This window comes from Actinopolymorpha sp. NPDC004070 (assembly GCF_040610475.1).
GTDB lineage: Bacteria > Actinomycetota > Actinomycetes > Propionibacteriales > Actinopolymorphaceae > Actinopolymorpha.
The window spans coordinates 773,128-787,670 of sequence record NZ_JBEXMJ010000001.1; the positions used below are offsets into that span (position 1 = coordinate 773,128).

At 70.4% G+C, this 14,543-nt stretch carries 15 protein-coding genes; 9 read left to right on the forward strand and 6 right to left on the reverse strand.

Annotated elements, in window-relative coordinates:
• Window positions 1-242: 242 nt before the first annotated feature.
• The gene (locus tag ABZV93_RS03560) at window positions 243-1,346 is read left to right on the forward strand and encodes a trypsin-like peptidase domain-containing protein (protein WP_354929656.1); all 1,104 of its coding nucleotides are present in this window, start codon (window positions 243-245) and stop codon (window positions 1,344-1,346) included.
• Here the strand turns inward: ABZV93_RS03560 and ABZV93_RS03565 are convergent.
• Window positions 1,337-1,783: an SRPBCC family protein gene (locus tag ABZV93_RS03565; RefSeq protein WP_354929659.1), complete on the reverse strand. Its 447-nt coding sequence runs from the start codon at window positions 1,781-1,783 to the stop codon at window positions 1,337-1,339. The genes ABZV93_RS03560 and ABZV93_RS03565 overlap by 10 nt on opposite strands.
• Before the next feature lie 95 nt (window positions 1,784-1,878).
• Between ABZV93_RS03565 and ABZV93_RS03570 the strand changes: the two genes are divergently transcribed.
• Window positions 1,879-2,493, forward strand: a complete 615-nt coding sequence (locus ABZV93_RS03570) for a TetR/AcrR family transcriptional regulator (protein WP_354929662.1) — start codon at window positions 1,879-1,881, stop codon at window positions 2,491-2,493.
• On the opposite strand, the gene ABZV93_RS03575 is transcribed toward ABZV93_RS03570, so the two are convergent.
• The 3 genes from ABZV93_RS03575 to ABZV93_RS03585 are packed head-to-tail and all read right to left on the reverse strand — an operon-like array spanning window position 2,474 to window position 5,800.
• Window positions 2,474-3,328 carry a carbohydrate ABC transporter permease gene (locus ABZV93_RS03575; protein ID WP_354929664.1) on the reverse strand — a complete coding sequence of 285 codons (855 nt, stop codon included), beginning with the start codon at window positions 3,326-3,328 and terminating at the stop codon, window positions 2,474-2,476. The two genes, ABZV93_RS03570 and ABZV93_RS03575, sit on opposite strands and share 20 nt — an antisense overlap.
• A gap of 47 nt (window positions 3,329-3,375) precedes the next feature.
• On the reverse strand, window positions 3,376-4,404 hold the full coding sequence (locus tag ABZV93_RS03580; RefSeq protein ID WP_354929666.1) for a sugar ABC transporter permease: 1,029 nt from the start codon (window positions 4,402-4,404) through the stop codon (window positions 3,376-3,378).
• A 16-nt stretch (window positions 4,405-4,420) separates the two neighbouring features.
• The gene (locus tag ABZV93_RS03585; protein WP_354929669.1) at window positions 4,421-5,800 is read right to left on the reverse strand and encodes an ABC transporter substrate-binding protein; all 1,380 of its coding nucleotides are present in this window, start codon (window positions 5,798-5,800) and stop codon (window positions 4,421-4,423) included.
• A gap of 445 nt (window positions 5,801-6,245) precedes the next feature.
• On the opposite strand from ABZV93_RS03585, the gene ABZV93_RS03590 reads away from it, so the two are divergent.
• From ABZV93_RS03590 to ABZV93_RS03605, 4 genes are all read left to right on the forward strand, one after another.
• On the forward strand, window positions 6,246-6,863 hold the full coding sequence (locus ABZV93_RS03590) for an ATP-dependent Clp protease proteolytic subunit (protein ID WP_354929672.1): 618 nt from the start codon (window positions 6,246-6,248) through the stop codon (window positions 6,861-6,863).
• 3 nt (window positions 6,864-6,866) lie between these two features.
• Window positions 6,867-7,475 carry an ATP-dependent Clp protease proteolytic subunit gene (locus ABZV93_RS03595; protein ID WP_354929675.1) on the forward strand — a complete coding sequence of 203 codons (609 nt, stop codon included), beginning with the start codon at window positions 6,867-6,869 and terminating at the stop codon, window positions 7,473-7,475.
• 233 nt (window positions 7,476-7,708) lie between these two features.
• Complete coding sequence (locus tag ABZV93_RS03600; protein ID WP_354929678.1) at window positions 7,709-8,131, forward strand: hypothetical protein; 423 nt, start codon at window positions 7,709-7,711, stop codon at window positions 8,129-8,131.
• 51 nt (window positions 8,132-8,182) lie between these two features.
• Complete coding sequence (locus ABZV93_RS03605) at window positions 8,183-9,781, forward strand: NAD(P)/FAD-dependent oxidoreductase (RefSeq protein WP_354929681.1); 1,599 nt, start codon at window positions 8,183-8,185, stop codon at window positions 9,779-9,781.
• On the opposite strand, the gene ABZV93_RS03610 is transcribed toward ABZV93_RS03605, so the two are convergent.
• A complete protein-coding gene (locus tag ABZV93_RS03610; protein WP_354929684.1) occupies window positions 9,766-10,230 on the reverse strand; it encodes an SRPBCC family protein in 465 nt (154 codons plus the stop codon). The genes ABZV93_RS03605 and ABZV93_RS03610 overlap by 16 nt on opposite strands.
• A 281-nt stretch (window positions 10,231-10,511) precedes the next feature.
• Between ABZV93_RS03610 and ABZV93_RS03615 the strand changes: the two genes are divergently transcribed.
• Window positions 10,512-10,880, forward strand: a complete 369-nt coding sequence (locus ABZV93_RS03615; protein WP_354929686.1) for a response regulator transcription factor — start codon at window positions 10,512-10,514, stop codon at window positions 10,878-10,880.
• A 59-nt stretch (window positions 10,881-10,939) separates the two neighbouring features.
• On the opposite strand, the gene ABZV93_RS03620 is transcribed toward ABZV93_RS03615, so the two are convergent.
• The gene (locus ABZV93_RS03620) at window positions 10,940-11,599 is read right to left on the reverse strand and encodes a response regulator transcription factor (RefSeq protein WP_354929689.1); all 660 of its coding nucleotides are present in this window, start codon (window positions 11,597-11,599) and stop codon (window positions 10,940-10,942) included.
• Window positions 11,600-11,829: 230 nt separating this feature from the next.
• Here ABZV93_RS03620 and ABZV93_RS03625 point away from each other — a divergent pair, with 230 nt between their 5' ends.
• Together ABZV93_RS03625 and ABZV93_RS03630 are read left to right on the forward strand one after the other, a co-directional pair.
• Window positions 11,830-13,743 carry a CHASE3 domain-containing protein gene (locus ABZV93_RS03625; protein ID WP_354929692.1) on the forward strand — a complete coding sequence of 638 codons (1,914 nt, stop codon included), beginning with the start codon at window positions 11,830-11,832 and terminating at the stop codon, window positions 13,741-13,743.
• A 267-nt stretch (window positions 13,744-14,010) separates the two neighbouring features.
• A partial coding sequence (locus ABZV93_RS03630) for an alpha-amylase family glycosyl hydrolase (RefSeq protein WP_354929695.1) occupies window positions 14,011-14,543 on the forward strand: 533 nt, incomplete at its 3' end.

Consider the following 14,543-nt stretch of genomic DNA (forward strand, 5'->3'; position numbering starts at 1 on the left):
CGCACCGGCAGCGTAAGCCACCGGCCGCCGGGGTACACCGCGGGTCCACCCTCCCGGGGGGCATTTGTGCCCCAGTCCCGGGTATGCCCGGGCATCGCCGTTCGGGGATCACACCAGCGATGGGCAATCCGCTCGGGTTCGGGGAGCGTCACCCGGATCACCGATGGTCGAGGACCGGGGCGGAGTAGGTCGGCCGCTCCTCGGGTACACCCAAGACGTGTCTCGGGCGAGGGGGCCAGCCCGTGGGAACGACCCGTCAGCTTCGGCCCGCGGTGTCCCGGTCCGCCGCGCTCGCGGTGTTCGTCGTGCTGCTCGCGTTCGCCGCGGGCGCGGCCGGATGCACCGGGAACCCGCCCGACAGTGACCGGAACGGAACCGGCGCGTCGAAGAGGGTGGCCGGTGCCGCACCGGGCGGTGAGGCGCAGGCGCTGCAGCGTGACTACGAGGCCGTCGTACGCCACACCCTCATCTCCGTCGTACAGCTCAACGTCAGCGGTGGCGGGCTCGGGTCCGGCATCGTCTACGACAAGCAGGGCCACATCGTCACCAACGCGCACGTGCTGGGCCGGTCCACCACGGTGCAGGTTCTGCTCGCCACGGGCGGGGCGCCGCTGACCGCACATCTGGTCGCGGCGTACACGCCGAGCGACCTCGCGGTGGTCAAGCTGGACCGGGCACCGCGGCTGGCGCCGGCGACGTTCGCCGACTCCAGCAAGCTGCGGGTGGGCCAGATCGTGCTGGCCATGGGAAACCCGCTCGGCCTGTCCGGCAGTGTGACCAGCGGCATCATCTCCGCGGTCGGGCGTACCGTCCCGGAGTCGTCTCGTGACGGCGTGCCGGGCACGACGATTACGAGCATGATCCAGACGTCGGCGCCGATCAACCCGGGCAACAGCGGCGGCGCCCTGGTCGACCTGACCGGGAAGGTGGTCGGCATCCCCACGCTGGCCGCCACCGATCCACAGGTCGAGGGCGGCGGCGTCGCCGCCGGCATCGGGTTCGCCATCCCGAGCAACACCGTGACCCGGATCGCCGGGCAGATCATCAGGCACGGGCGAGTGGTGAACTCCGGCCGGGCGGCGCTCGGCGTGACCGGCACGACGGTCACCGATCCCCAGGGCACGCCGATCGGCGTCGGCGTCGTGTCGGTGCGCACCGGCAGCGGCGCGGCGAACGCCGGCATTCTGCGCGGCGACGTCATCACCGCCGTCAACGCGGTGAAGACGCCGACGAGCGCGGCGCTGAGCGAGGTCATCGCCCAGCACCGGCCCGGGCAACTGGTCACCGTCTCCATCCGCCGCCAGGACAAGGACGCGACCGTGAAGGTGAAACTCGGTCAGCTCTGAGCAGTCGTCGACTCCGCCCGCGCGGTGAGGCCGCTGCGCTCCATCTGGAGGTAGCGGCGGTTGAGGGACCTGGTGAACAACCTGACCAGCCAGGCACCCGGCCCGGTGTGCGCGACGGCCAGGCGGACCTTCGCGGCCTCCCTGCCGTCCGCCGACCGCACAGGGGTGACGGAGTGGCTGCCGGTGGTCAGGACGCCGGGGGAGCGGGTGACCCACACGAACGACGAACCCTCGACGAGTTCGGTCACCTCCCAGGTCAGCTCGGGCAGCTTCGGCTGCCTGACCACGGCGCGTTCGCCGACGGCGAGCGGGCCGGTGCCGAGCCGGCGTACCGACGTCATCGACTCGCTCCACTCCGGCCAGCGCTCGACGTCGACCAGCAGCTTCCAGACCTGCTCGGCGGGAGCGGCGACCTCGAACTCGACCTCGTCATGCATGACTTCCTCCAAGGGAGCCACGTGCCGCGGGCCGTCCAGGTCCTGGAGGCCGCGGCGCAGCGGGACTGCACACCGTCATATGTACCATCTGGTACATGCCGAAGGACAGCCGAGCAGACAACGAATCCGAGCGGCGGTCCTCGTCCCGGCCGGCCAGGAATCGGCTGCTCGACGAGGTGGTCGCGCACTTCGCCCGCCACGGCGTCGGCGACTTCAGCCTGCGCGGGCTCGCGGCCGCGCTCGGCACCAGCCATCGCATGCTCATCTACCACTTCGGCTCCAAGGACGGCCTGCTGGTGGAGGTGGTACGCCGGGTCGAGGCAGAGCAGCGCGCGGCGATGGCACAGCTCAACCTGGACTCAGACCACAGCGCCGCCCACCTGGCCCGGGAGTTCCACCACCGTCTGTCCGCCGCCGACCACTGGCCCGCGCGGCTGTTCTTCGAGCTGACCGGGCAGGCGCTGGTCGGCAACCCGCACGCCCTGCCACTGCTGGACGGCATCGTCGACGCCTGGCTGCCACCGCTCACCGAACTCAGCCGGCGAACAGGCCGCTCGGAGGCCGATGCTCGGGCACACGCGCGGCTGGCGCTGGCCGTCGCCCGCGGTCTGCTGTTCGACCTGCTCGCCACCGGTGACCGGGATGCCGTGGACGCGGCGGCGGAGGCCTTCCTCGTGTCCTACGAGACCGTCAGCCCTTCAGGCCCGTGAGCGCGATCCCCTGGATGAACCTGCGCTGGGCGAGGAAGAACACCACGATGACCGGCAGCGCGATCATGAACGCGTACGCCGCCTGGGGACCCAGCTCGGTCTGGTAGAGGCTGGTGCGGAAGTAGTGCATCCCCAGCGACAGCGTGTAGAGATTGGGGTCGTTGAGGTAGATGAGCGGGCCGAGGAAGTCGTTCCAGCTCGCCACGAACTGCAGCAACCCCACCACCGACAACGCCGGAACGGCCAGCGGCAGCACGATGCTCGCGAAGATCCGCAGCTCCGAGGCGCCGTCGATCCGGGCGGCCTCGGTCATCTCGACCGGGATCCGCAGGAAGAACTGCCGGAGCATGAAGATGTAGAACGGCACACCGAAGAAGCTCGGCACCGTCAGCGGCAGGAAGGTGTTCACCCAACCCAGGTTGGCGAACATGATGTACTGCGAGATCATCGTCACCTCGTACGGCAACAGCATGGTGCTGATGACGAGCACGAACACCACGTTGCGCCCGCGCCAGCGGATGTGGGAGAAGCCGTACGCCACCAGCGCGCTCGACACCGCCACACCCACCACCGAGACCGCGGCGACGAAGAGGCTGTTCCGGAAGAACGTCCACACCGGGACGGTCTGGAACGCCGCAGCGTAGTTGGCGATGTGCGGCGAGACCGGGATCCACATCGGCGGCACCCGGAGGTTCTGCTCCTGCGTCTTCAGCGACGTCGACACCAACGCGAGGACGGGCACCACGAACGCCAGTCCCACCAACGCGAGGACCGCGTGCCGTCCGGCCCGGCCCAGTGCCGCCACTCCCGCCGGGAGGTTCGCCGATCGTGCCATCGCCTGACTCCTTCTGCCTGTCAACGCGAACTTGCCTGGGAGGAGACTCACCTGCGTCTGCGGGCGCTGCCCTCGGCGCCCTCGTAGTAGACGATGTGCGAACCGAGCCGGAACAGCGCCAGGGTGACCAGCAGCACGATCACGAACATGATCCAGGACATCGCCGAGGCGTAACCCATGCGGCCGTTGACGAAGGCGTTGGTGTAGATCTGCAGACCCCAGGTGACGGTCGACCTGGCCGGCCCGCCGGTTCCGTCGGTGAGGAAGAAGATGCTGACGAAGTTCTGGAACGCCGCGATGATCGCCAGCACCACGTTGAAGAAGATCACCGGGCTGAGCATCGGCAGCGTCACGTGCACCAGGCGCCGCCACCAGCCGGCACCGTCGACCTCCGCCGCCTCCATCAGATGGCGGGGCACGTCCTGCAGGCCGGCGAGATAGATGACGACGCTGTTGCCCACGCCCCACAGGCCCAGCACGATCAGGGCCGGCTTGGACCAGTCCGGCGAGCTCAGCCACCCCGGGCCGGGGATGCCGAACAGCGCGAGAAAGTTGTTGATGACGCCGAACTGCGGGTCGAGCACGAGCAGGAAGATGAACGAGCTGACCACGATCGGCAGCATCGTCGGCAGGTAGTACAACGTGCGGTAGATCCCGATGCCCTTCACCCGCTGGTTGAGCAGCATGGCCAGGACCAGCGACAGCAGCGTGCCGAGGGAGACTCCGAGCACGGCGAGGTAGAGCGTGTTGACCACGGCCGTCCGCAGGTAGGGATCGTGGGCGAAGATGTTCACGTAGTTCTGCACGCCGATCCACCGCGGAGCCTTCAGCACGTTGTACGACGTGAAGCTGAAGTACAACGACGCGAGCATCGGGCCCAGGGAGAAGACCAGGAACCCGATGATCCACGGTGAGATGAACAGGATGCCGTTGCGCTGGTTGCGCCACTCCTGCCCGACCAGGCCAAACCTCTGCGGCACCCGGGTGCCGGCCTCGTCGCGGGACCCGGTGGTGGACCTGTTCGCGGACCTGTCGGTGGGCTGACGTCTCGGCGCGCTCGATGCCCGTGCGGACACGTGGTTCTCCTCCGGATCAGTCACCGTAGTTGCGTTCGGTGATGGCCACCTCGAGCGCCTGCTGCACGATCGAGTCGGCCTCGGCCAGTGCCCGCGCCGGTGTCATCTTCAGGTTGACAACCTGTTCCTCGGCGTCGCCGAGAGCGCGGTAGTACTCCGCCAGCACCGGGCTCGGCGGCAGCCACTGGCGTTCCGCGCCTGCACGGGCGTTCGCCGCGAACACCGCCTGCCACATGGGATCGTCGGCGTAGAACGGCACCGTACGCGAGGACTTCTTCGCCGGCGCCCATCCGAGGGCGGCACCGAAGTAGCGGGCGAACCTGTGGTCGTCCAGCATCCAGGCGACGAACTTCATCGTCTCCTCGACGTGCCCGGCGCCCCTCGGCATCATGAACGCCCATCCGCTGTGGCACAGGTAGGGCCGGCCACCGGGCCGTGGCGGGATCACCCCGACACCGATCTTCGACCGGAACTCCTTGGCCCCGACCACCTGCCGGTTGCCGAGGTACCAGTCGCCGACGGCCATCATGCCGAGGCGGCCGGAGATCAACGGGTCGGCGGCGGCCCCGGTGGCGTTGGCCACGTAGGTGAAGCTGTTCACCTTGGACGCGCCGCCGTAGCGCCGGGCGATCGAGGCCTCCCACTCCAGTGCGGCCCGCATGCCGGGCGTGTTCAGCGTCACCCGGCGGTTCGCGCCGCTTTCCAGCCCCGCGTCGAAGAGGTGGCCGAACTCGATGTCGTTGAACTCCCAGCCCGACCACGGCACGAAGCCCAGCCTGGTGATCCGTCCGCGTGCGTCGACCCGGTCGATCCGGCGCGCGTAGTCCTCGAACTCGGCCCACGTGCGCGGACCGCGGTCGGGATCGAGCCCGGCGTCGGCGAAGACCTCCTTGTTCCACCACAGCAGCGTGTCCGGGTCCCAGTCGATCGGGATGCCGTACGTGTGGCCCTGCCAGCGCACGGAATCCCATGCCTCCGGCACGAAGTCCTCTGCGCTGCTGCCCGATGCCCGAACTGCCGCGTCGCCGAGTGGCTGGATCATTCCCTGGGACGCCCAGCGAGCGATGACGTCGTCGTACCCGATGACGACGTTGGGCGGACTCTTGCCGACCGTCGCGGCCAGCAGCTTCCCCTGCCGGTCGTCACCGACGTTCGGATACAGCGTGATCTTCACCAGGATCTTCGGATTGGCGCAGTTGAACTCCTGCGCCGCCCTGGTGAGTGTCGGGTTGGCCCAGGCGACCCACCACTCGATCGTCACCGCGTCCTTGGCCGGCTTGGTGCCAGGGCACCGGCCCGACAGTGCACCGGTGTCCGCACTGGAGATGCCGCAGGCGGCGAGGAGAGGTGCGCACAGCAGCAGGCTGAGGAGGAGATATCGCAGGCGCTTCGTCACCGGATGGCCCCTCGGGTCGGTTCGGCGGATCGGCGGAAGTGCTAGCCGATACTCCGCGCGTGAGCGGGGGCGTACAAGCCCCGGAGAAGAGTTGGCCGGGCGTTGGACAGTATTGGACACGTCCTGAAGGCCTCGCCGCCGCTCCAGCCGGGCCGGCCCAGGCGGCTCGATCGGCGGTCGGCTCCGGAGCCGAGGTCGTCGTACGCAACGTCCCGGTGGGCCGCGGCATGCCGCTCGTGGGATACGACACGGGGCACTACATGCCGGGCAGCAACACCTCCGCCTGGCTCGCGTACTCGCGGGTCGACGCGGCACGCTTCACCTCGTACGTCAAGGACTCCCGTACGCCCTGAGCGGATTCGCTCACAGCGCACTCACGGTCACACCCCTGCTTCTTCGGTGAAGGTGGAGGCGACTGAGAGGGCACCACGTCCAGGAGGCATCCGTGAATCCGTCCATGAAAGACGCCGCCACCGCCGGCCACGGTTTCGACGACCAGTTGGCCGCGAGATTGCTTCACCACCGAATCGTCCTGCTGGGTACGGAGGTGGACGAGGTCAGCGCCAACCGGGTGTGCGCCCAGTTGCTGCTGCTGTCCGCGGAGGACCCGCGTACCGACATCAGCCTCTACATCCACAGCCCCGGTGGCGGGGTGTACGCCGGGATGGCGATCTACGACACGATGCGGCTGATCCCCAACGACGTGTCCACGCTGGCGCTGGGCTTCGCCGCCAGCATGGGGCAGTTCCTGTTGTGCGGGGGCACGAAGGGCAAGCGGTTCGCGCTGCCGCACGCCCGGATCATGATGCACCAGGGTTCGGCAGGCATCGGCGGAACCGCCGCCGACATCGCCATCCAGGCCGACAACCTCGAGCACTCCAAGGCCCAGATGGAACGCCTGCTCGCCGCCAACACCGGTCAGCAGGTGGAACGCATCCGGGAGGACAGCGACCGCGACCGGTGGTTCTCTGCCGAGGAGGCGCGCGAGTACGGCATGGTGGACGCGGTGGTGGACTCACTCGACCGCATCGGCCACGGCATCTCCCACCGGGCGGGGGTGTGAGCCGTGGGCCACTACACGATCCCCAACGTGATCGAGCGTACGCACACCGGCGAACGCGCCACCGACCTGTTCAGCCGGCTGCTGTCGGAACGGATCATCTTCCTCGGCACCGAGATCGACGACGACGTGGCGAACGTCGTGATGGCGCAGCTGATCCACCTGGAGGCGGCCAGTCCGTCGCAGGACATCTCGTTGTACATCAACTCACCGGGCGGCTCGTTCAGCGCGCTGATGGGCATCTACGACACGATGCAGTTCGTGCTGCCCGACGTGTCCACGATGTGCCTGGGCCAGGCGAGCTCGGCCGCGACCGTGCTGTTGGCAGGTGGTGCGCCCGGCAAGCGGCTCGCCCTGCGCCACTCCCGTATCGCCCTGCACCAGCCCGCGACCAGAGGGCAGGGTGCGCTGTCCGACCTGCAGTTGCAGGCCGCTGAGGTGGCCCGCGTCCGCACGCTCATGCTGGAGGTGCTCAACCGGCACACCGGCCGCAGCATGGAGGCGCTGCGGGCCGACACCGACCGGGAACGTGTCTTCGACGCCGAGGAGGCGATGGCGTACGGGCTGATCGACGAGGTTCTCGTTCACCGGAGTGATGATCCCGACCTGTCGTGAGCGCTGACGGCTCACGACTCAGCGTCAAGTCACTGTTGACGCGGGGCCACGGCCCCGTCGCTCACCGGACGCGGAGAGGGCGGGGCCGCGCCGCGGCCGGGGCGAAGTGCGGGTAGCAGCGGGTACGGCTACGGTCGGAGTGGTGGGGCGGCCCGGCACTGGGCTCGGGCCCACCCGCAGATGCCGACAGGCACGACCGTACGACAGGCAGACGCACCCAGGGAGGTCGCGACGTGAGCAGCCCGGACCTGCCGGACCGTACCCCGGCCGGCGACGAAATCCCCGCCCCGGACGTCACCGGGGAGGACAACCTCGACCTGCCCGACTCCGAGATTCCCGACGAGGAAGCCGATCTCGACCTGCCGGACGCCGGCGACGTCCCGCAGGACCTGAGCGAGGAGGAGCCGGACGTCATCCTCGAACCCGACGTCGAGGCAGCGCGCGACGTGTCCGCGGACGCGGGCTACGACCCCCTGGTCACCGACGAGCTGCGCCCGGAGTCCGACGTCACCGAGTTCGAGCCGCCGGACCGGCTCAGCCGCGAAACCCAGCGGCGCCCGACCGACGATGACGACGAGCGCGGTGACACCCTCGACCAGCGCCTCGCGGCGGAGATTCCGGACCCGGCGATGGAGATCGATGACGACGACCGGTGAGGGGGGTGAGGGCCTCACCGGCCCGCGCCGGCAGGTGGAGGGAGCGGGCCGATGACCACCGAGGTCGTCGATGCGGTCGTGATCGGCGCCGGCCCGAACGGCCTGGTGGCGGCCAACGTGCTCGCCGATGCCGGCTGGAACGTCCTGGTGCTGGAGGCGACGTCCGAGCCCGGGGGAGCGGTCCGCACCGCCGAGCTGGTCCGCCCCGGGTTCCGCAGCGATCTGTGCAGCGCGTTCTATCCGCTGGGCGCGGCGTCTCCGGTGCTGGCCGACCTCGACCTCGAGCTGCACGGCCTGCGGTGGCGGCACGCTCCGGCGGTGCTCGCGCACGTCCTGCCCGACGACCGCGCCGCGGTGCTCCACCGCGACCCGAAGGCGACAGCGGCCTCGCTGGCGACGTTCGCTCCGGGCGACGGCCAGGCCTGGCTGACCGAGTACGAACGCTGGCAGCGGATCCGCACCGAGCTGCTGTCGGCGCTGCTGCGCCCGTTCCCGCCCGTGCGGGCCGGCACCCGCCTGCTGCGCCGGCTCGGCACGGCGGACGCACTACGGATGGCTCGGATGCTGATGCTGCCCGCTCGCACACTCGGCGAGGAGTCGTTCGAGGGCGAGGGCGCGCGGGTGCTGCTCGCGGGCAACGCGCTGCACACCGACCTCGGCCCCGACCACGCCGGCAGCGGCGTCTTCGGCTGGCTGCTGTGCATGCTCGGGCAGGACGTCGGGTTCCCGGTGCCCGAGGGCGGCGCCGGCATGCTGACGCAGGCGCTGGTCCGCCGGCTCACCTCACTAGGCGGCCGCATCGTCTGCGACACCCCGGTCAGCCAGGTGATCGTCGGCGGCGGCCGCGCCCTCGGCGTACGCACCACCGACGGCGGGCTGGTCCGGGCACGCCGCGGCGTGCTCGCCGACGTGCCCGCTCCGATCCTCTATCACCAGCTCGTCGGGGCGGAGCACCTGCCGGCCCGGCTGCTCGACGATCTGGAGCGCTTCCACTGGGACCACGCGACCGTCAAGATCGACTGGGCGCTCTCCGGGCCCGTCCCCTGGACCGCCGAGGACGTACGCGGCGCGGGAACGGTCCACCTCGGCGGCGACATGGACGCGCTGGTGCAGTACGGCTCGGACCTGTCGCGGTCACGGGTGCCGAGCACGCCGTTCATGTTGCTCGGGCAGATGGGCGTGGCCGACCCGACGCGGTCCCCGGCCGGTACGGAAACCGTGTGGGCGTACACCCACGTACCCCGCGGTGAGTCCTGGGACGCCGCGCGGCGGGACCGCTACGCCGACCGAGTCCAGGCCGTGATCGAACGCCACGCACCCGGCTTCGGCGACCTCGTGCTCGGCCGGCACGTGGCCGGCCCACCGGACCTGCAGGCCCACAACCCGAGCCTGGTCGACGGGGCGATCAACGCGGGTACGGCGGCCATCCACCAGGAGCTGATCTTCCGGCCGACGCCGGGCCTCGCCCGCGCCGACACCCCGGTGGACCGGCTCTACCTGGCCGGCGCCTCCGCGCACCCGGGTGGTGCCGTCCACGGCGCGCCCGGAGCCAACGCCGCCCGGGCCGCGCTGGCCCGGGCGGGCCTGGCCGGCGGCGCGTACGCCGCCGCCATCAGGCTCGGGCACCGCGCGGTCTACGGGGTGGACTGACGACCCGTGCGCACCCGGCCCTCGACGTAGGAGGCCAGCCGGGCCAGTGACTCCTTGTTGCGCGGGGTGAGGAGCAGCTTCTGCACGAGCTTGGGCAGGTGCTGCGCCGGTCCACGGGTGAGCTCCTCGGTCATCCGCACCTCGGTGCGTGCCGGGCCGAGCGAGGTGAGCTGGAACCGCACGTGTGCGGCACCGGCCGGGTAGATGCGGGCCTCCAGCTCCAGAAGTTTCCCGGGCTCGCAGCTCAGCACCTTGGTGTCGTCCTGCAGGACCAGTGGCCAGGATCCGACGCTGTGGTGGATCTTCGCCCCCGGCGCGGGCCATTCGGCGTCCACAGCTCGGATGTGGGAGGCGCCCACCAGCCAGGCGGCGTACGTCCACCCGTCGGCGAGCACGTCCCACACCTGGTCGGCCGGTGCGGCGATCGTCCGCGAGACTTCGCTGCTCATGGGGCTCCTTCGTGCGTCCTGTGCGTCGGTTTGTCGATGACATCGGGGTGCGGGCGCGGGACCGGCGGTTGGGCCGAACCGGTTCTACTGCCCCCATCCTGCACGTTCGCGGCGGTTGAGGCATTCCCGCGCCGTCGGTCTTCGACGACGGCACCCTCGTGTAGACGCGGCCTACCCCGATGATGGCACGGCGGCGGGCCGCTTCCGGTCAGGAAGGCTGGCGTCGGCATCTTCTGGGTAGCCGGAATGTCTGTCTCCCACCTGTTGGACATCCTGAAGACATGCGCTGCCTCCTCATCGACGACAGCCCGCGCTACCTGCGGGCAGCGCGTGCGCTTCTCGAACGCGAGGGCGTCGCCGTCGTCGGCATGGTCCAGACGGCAGAGGAGGCGCTCGCCCAGGTAGCCGAACTCCGCCCGGACGTGACCCTGGTCGACATCAACCTGCGCGGCGAGAGCGGGTTCGACCTGGCTCGCCGGCTGACGTCGGGCGACCGTCCCGACCGCCACTCCCCGGTGATCCTGATCTCCAGCCACAGCGCGGACGACTTCGAGGACCTCATCGAGTCCAGTCCGGCCGCGGGCTTCCTGGACAAGTCGAACCTCAGCGCCGCGGCGATCGCCTCGCTGGTCGAGGCCGGCGGCGACTGACCGCGCCGTCCCGGCGGTCCGCGTCAACCCGGGCTTGCGCCGGCAACTCCGGCTTGACGCTACGTCCCGCCCTGCGAGCCCTCCAGGAACGTGAGGACGGCCAGCACCCGGCGGTGGTCGTCACCGGTCTCGGGGAGACGCAGCTTCGTCAGGATGTGCTGGACGTGCTTTTCCACCGTTCCCTCGGTGACCCACAGGTGGCGGGCGATTCCGGCGTTCGAGCGCCCTTCGGCCATCAGGGCGAGAACCTCGCGTTCCCGGCTGCTGAGTACGTCCAGCGGGTCGTCACGGCGCCGGGCGGAGACGAGTTCGTGCACGAGGGTGGGATCGACGACCGAACCTCCCTTGACGATTCGCCGCAGTGTCTCGGTGAACTCGCCCACGTCGGTGACCCGGGTTTTCAGCAGGTAGCCGATGCTTTGCCCGGTGGCGAGCAGTTCCGTCGCGTGCTCCGCCTCGACATATGCTGAGAGCACCAGAATCCCGATCTGCGGGAACTCCTCGCGGATCGTCCGGGCGGCATCAAGCCCCTCGTTGGTGTGGGTGGGCGGCATCCGGATGTCGACGACCACCAGATCAGGAAGAGTTTCGCGAACCATCGTGAGTAGGTCAGCAGCATCACCGGCCTGGCCGACGACCTCGAAGCCCTGGCGGCCGAGCAGGCTCGCCACTCCCTCGCGCAGCAACAGGTCGTCGTCGGCGAGCACCACCCGTCCCATGGCGGCACCGCTGTCAACGGCTGCTTGCTCGGGGAGCTGCGGCGGCGGGTTGTCCGGTGTCACCTGGCGTCGTGGGCGTCCGCTCGTGCCGGGGGAGTTCGTGGTGGTGCCTCCGAAGATGTACGCAGTCGCCGGTTGCGCCGCCGCGACCGGGCAGGCAGCGGGGTGCTGCGGTCGCCTCGGTGCGACGCACTCGTTCAGCCTACGTGCGGCTGCGAGCAGCTGACCTGATGGCGCATCTGCGGCGAGGGTTGACCGGCCGACTGGTGGCGGCGAGCTGTGTGGTCGCGGTGTTGCTCGGCTCGGTGTTCGCCGCACTGCTGCTCGCGGTCTCCGACCAGCGCGACGCCGCCGCGCTGGCGCGGCGGTCCGAGCAGATCCTCACCACCACCAGCCGGATGCAGGCGCTGGTCCTGGACGTTGAGACCGGACAACGTGGCTACCTCCTCACCGGCGACAGGCGTTTCCTGCAGCCGTGGAACACCGCCCGGGCGGAGATTCCGCGGGTGGGCGCGCGGTTGACCGACCTCACCATCAACCCGGTCCGGGACCGGATGGCGCACCAGATCGTCGACTCGGCGCAGTCCTACGTACGCGACTACTCGGTACCGCTGGTCGCGCTCGCTGGCCGCGACCCGAAGGCCGCCCGCAACCTGTCACTGACGCTGGAGGGCAAGCGGCGCGCCGATGCCATCCGTGCCCAGATCGGCCGGTTGTCCGACTCCGCCCGCGGGGCAGCTGTCGCCCGGCAGGAGCGTGCCGCCGCGGCCGGTCGGCGGGCGGAGGTCGCTGCCGTCATCGGCATGGCCGGATCGGCCCTGATGGTCGCCCTGCTCGCGGCGTACCTCACCAGAGCCATCGCCCGACCGGTGCGGCGGGCGGCGATGATGGCCGGCGAGCTCGCCGCCGGTGACCTGAGCGCCCGGCTGCCGGAGACGGGCGCGGGGGAGATCCGTACCCTCGAGCACTCGTTCAACAGGATGGGCGAGTCGCTGGAGCGCAACCGGGACGAGCTGGCAAAGCTGGTGGAGGAGCAGACCGCGTTGCGCCGGCTGTCCACCCTCGTGGCCCGCGCGGTGCCGCCGGCCACGACGTTCGCCACGGTGACCGAGGAGATCGGCGAGCTGTTCGACGCCGACGGCACGGCGATGCTGCGGTACGAGTCCGACGGCACCGCGACCGCTGTCGCGCTGTGGGGACAGCAGGACACCTCCTTGCCCGGCGTCGGTTCGCGGGCGGAGCTGGGGGCGCGGACCGTGCCTGCTCAAGTACGCCGTACCGGCCGGCATGCCCGGCGGGACAGCTACGCGGACTCGACCGGCACGGCTCTCGGTCCGCGTGAGCTCGGGGTGCGCTCGGCGGTGGCCGCGCCGATCGAGGTGGAGGGAAGACTGTGGGGAGCACTGACCGCGTTCTCCACCAAGGAACGGCCACTGCCCAGGGACGCCGAGGCGCGGTTCGCCGACTTCACCGAGATCATCGCGCTCGCGATCGCCAACGCCCAGGCGCGTTCGGAGCTCGCCGCGTCCAGGGCACGCGTGGTCGCGGCCACCGACCGGGCACGCCGGCGGATCGAACGCGACCTGCACGACGGCGCCCAGCAGCGCCTGGTGTCCCTGCTGCTGGACCTGCGCGGCATCGAGGCGGACATCCCCGACGGCCGGGTGCGTGCCGAGGTGGCCGAGGTGGCCACCGGGCTCACCGACGCCGTCGATGAACTCCGCGAGATGGCCCGCGGCATCCACCCGGCGATCCTCTCCGAGGCGGGCCTGGCACCCGCCCTGAAGGCCCTGGCCAGACGGTCGTCCGTTCCTGTCGAGCTGGGCCTCGGTGTCAACACGAGGTTGCCGCAGCCGATCGAGGTCGCGGCGTACTACGTCGTCGCCGAGGCTCTGACGAACGCCGCGAAGCATGCGCACGCCTCGCACGTCGAGGTCACCACCTGCGAACGCGGCGGCCGGGTGTGCGTCGACGTACGAGACGACGGGGTCGGCGGTGCGAGTTCCGGTGACGGCTCCGGCCTGGTGGGTCTGGCGGACCGGGTGGAGGCGCTCGGCGGCGTGCTCAAGGTGACCAGTCCGGCGGGCGAGGGAACCCGGATCCACGCCGAACTACCGGTGGATTCCGGCCAGCCCGCGTCCTGACCGCTCCGAGGCCGGCAGGGGGGCCGGAAGTCCCGGGCGAGCCCCGGCGGGGACTTTCCCATTCCGCTCAATTGTGACGGGCGCGTTCCCCCCATTCCGCGCGTACGGTCAGATCCTCTCTCGCGCGTACCAGCCAGCAGGTACGCCGATCTGCCAGAAGGCCCACCCGGCGGATGGCGGCTCGCCGTGACGACTCGGGCCCTGCCGCGGCCGATGCTTGCAGATGACGGAGCTCACCTTCGGATCAGGACGCGAAAGGTCGAGGACATGGGAACTTCCCAGCGCACCAGCACCGCGGTCGCGGTGCGGGCCACGACCCCCGCGACGTTCCCGGCGCACAGGAACGTCACCCGGTCCACCCACCGGCGGTGCACGCTTCCGCCGGCCCGGGAGTCCGTGGCTCCGCTGCCGACCACCGTGCCCGCTCTGGAACCCTCGGCCTTCCGGCCGGCCTCCGGAGCCACCCCGTTCGGCTCCTCCACCCTCGACTCCACCGTCGACTCCTCCGCTGCCGACCTCCTGGAGCCCTCGCCGGTCTCGTCCCTGGGGTCGGAGTGGTGGCGGCGGGCGGTTGTGTACCAGGTGTATGTGCGGAGTTTTTGTGATGGTGACGGTGATGGTGTGGGGGATCTGGCGGGTGTGGTGGCGAAGTTGCCGTATCTGGCGGGTCTGGGTGTGGACGGGTTGTGGCTGAACCCGTTCTATGCCTCTCCGGGTCATGACCATGGCTATGACGTGGCCGATCACTGCGCGGTCGACCCGGCGTTCGGGTCGCTGGAAGGGTTCGACGAGTTGGTGGC

Bases quoted from the DNA above. Each gene is read 5' to 3' on its own strand.
- ABZV93_RS03565 (WP_354929659.1), bottom strand. From the start codon at position 1,783: ATGCATGACGAGGTCGAGTTCGAGGTCGCCGCTCCCGCCGAGCAGGTC.
- ABZV93_RS03615 (WP_354929686.1), top strand. From the start codon at position 10,512: ATGCGCTGCCTCCTCATCGACGACAGCCCGCGCTACCTGCGGGCAGCG.
- ABZV93_RS03575 (WP_354929664.1), bottom strand. From the start codon at position 3,328: ATGGCACGATCGGCGAACCTCCCGGCGGGAGTGGCGGCACTGGGCCGG.
- ABZV93_RS03625 (WP_354929692.1), top strand. From the start codon at position 11,830: ATGGCGCATCTGCGGCGAGGGTTGACCGGCCGACTGGTGGCGGCGAGC.
- ABZV93_RS03605 (WP_354929681.1), top strand. From the start codon at position 8,183: ATGACCACCGAGGTCGTCGATGCGGTCGTGATCGGCGCCGGCCCGAAC.
- ABZV93_RS03570 (WP_354929662.1), top strand. From the start codon at position 1,879: ATGCCGAAGGACAGCCGAGCAGACAACGAATCCGAGCGGCGGTCCTCG.
- ABZV93_RS03610 (WP_354929684.1), bottom strand. From the start codon at position 10,230: ATGAGCAGCGAAGTCTCGCGGACGATCGCCGCACCGGCCGACCAGGTG.
- ABZV93_RS03620 (WP_354929689.1), bottom strand. From the start codon at position 11,599: ATGGGACGGGTGGTGCTCGCCGACGACGACCTGTTGCTGCGCGAGGGA.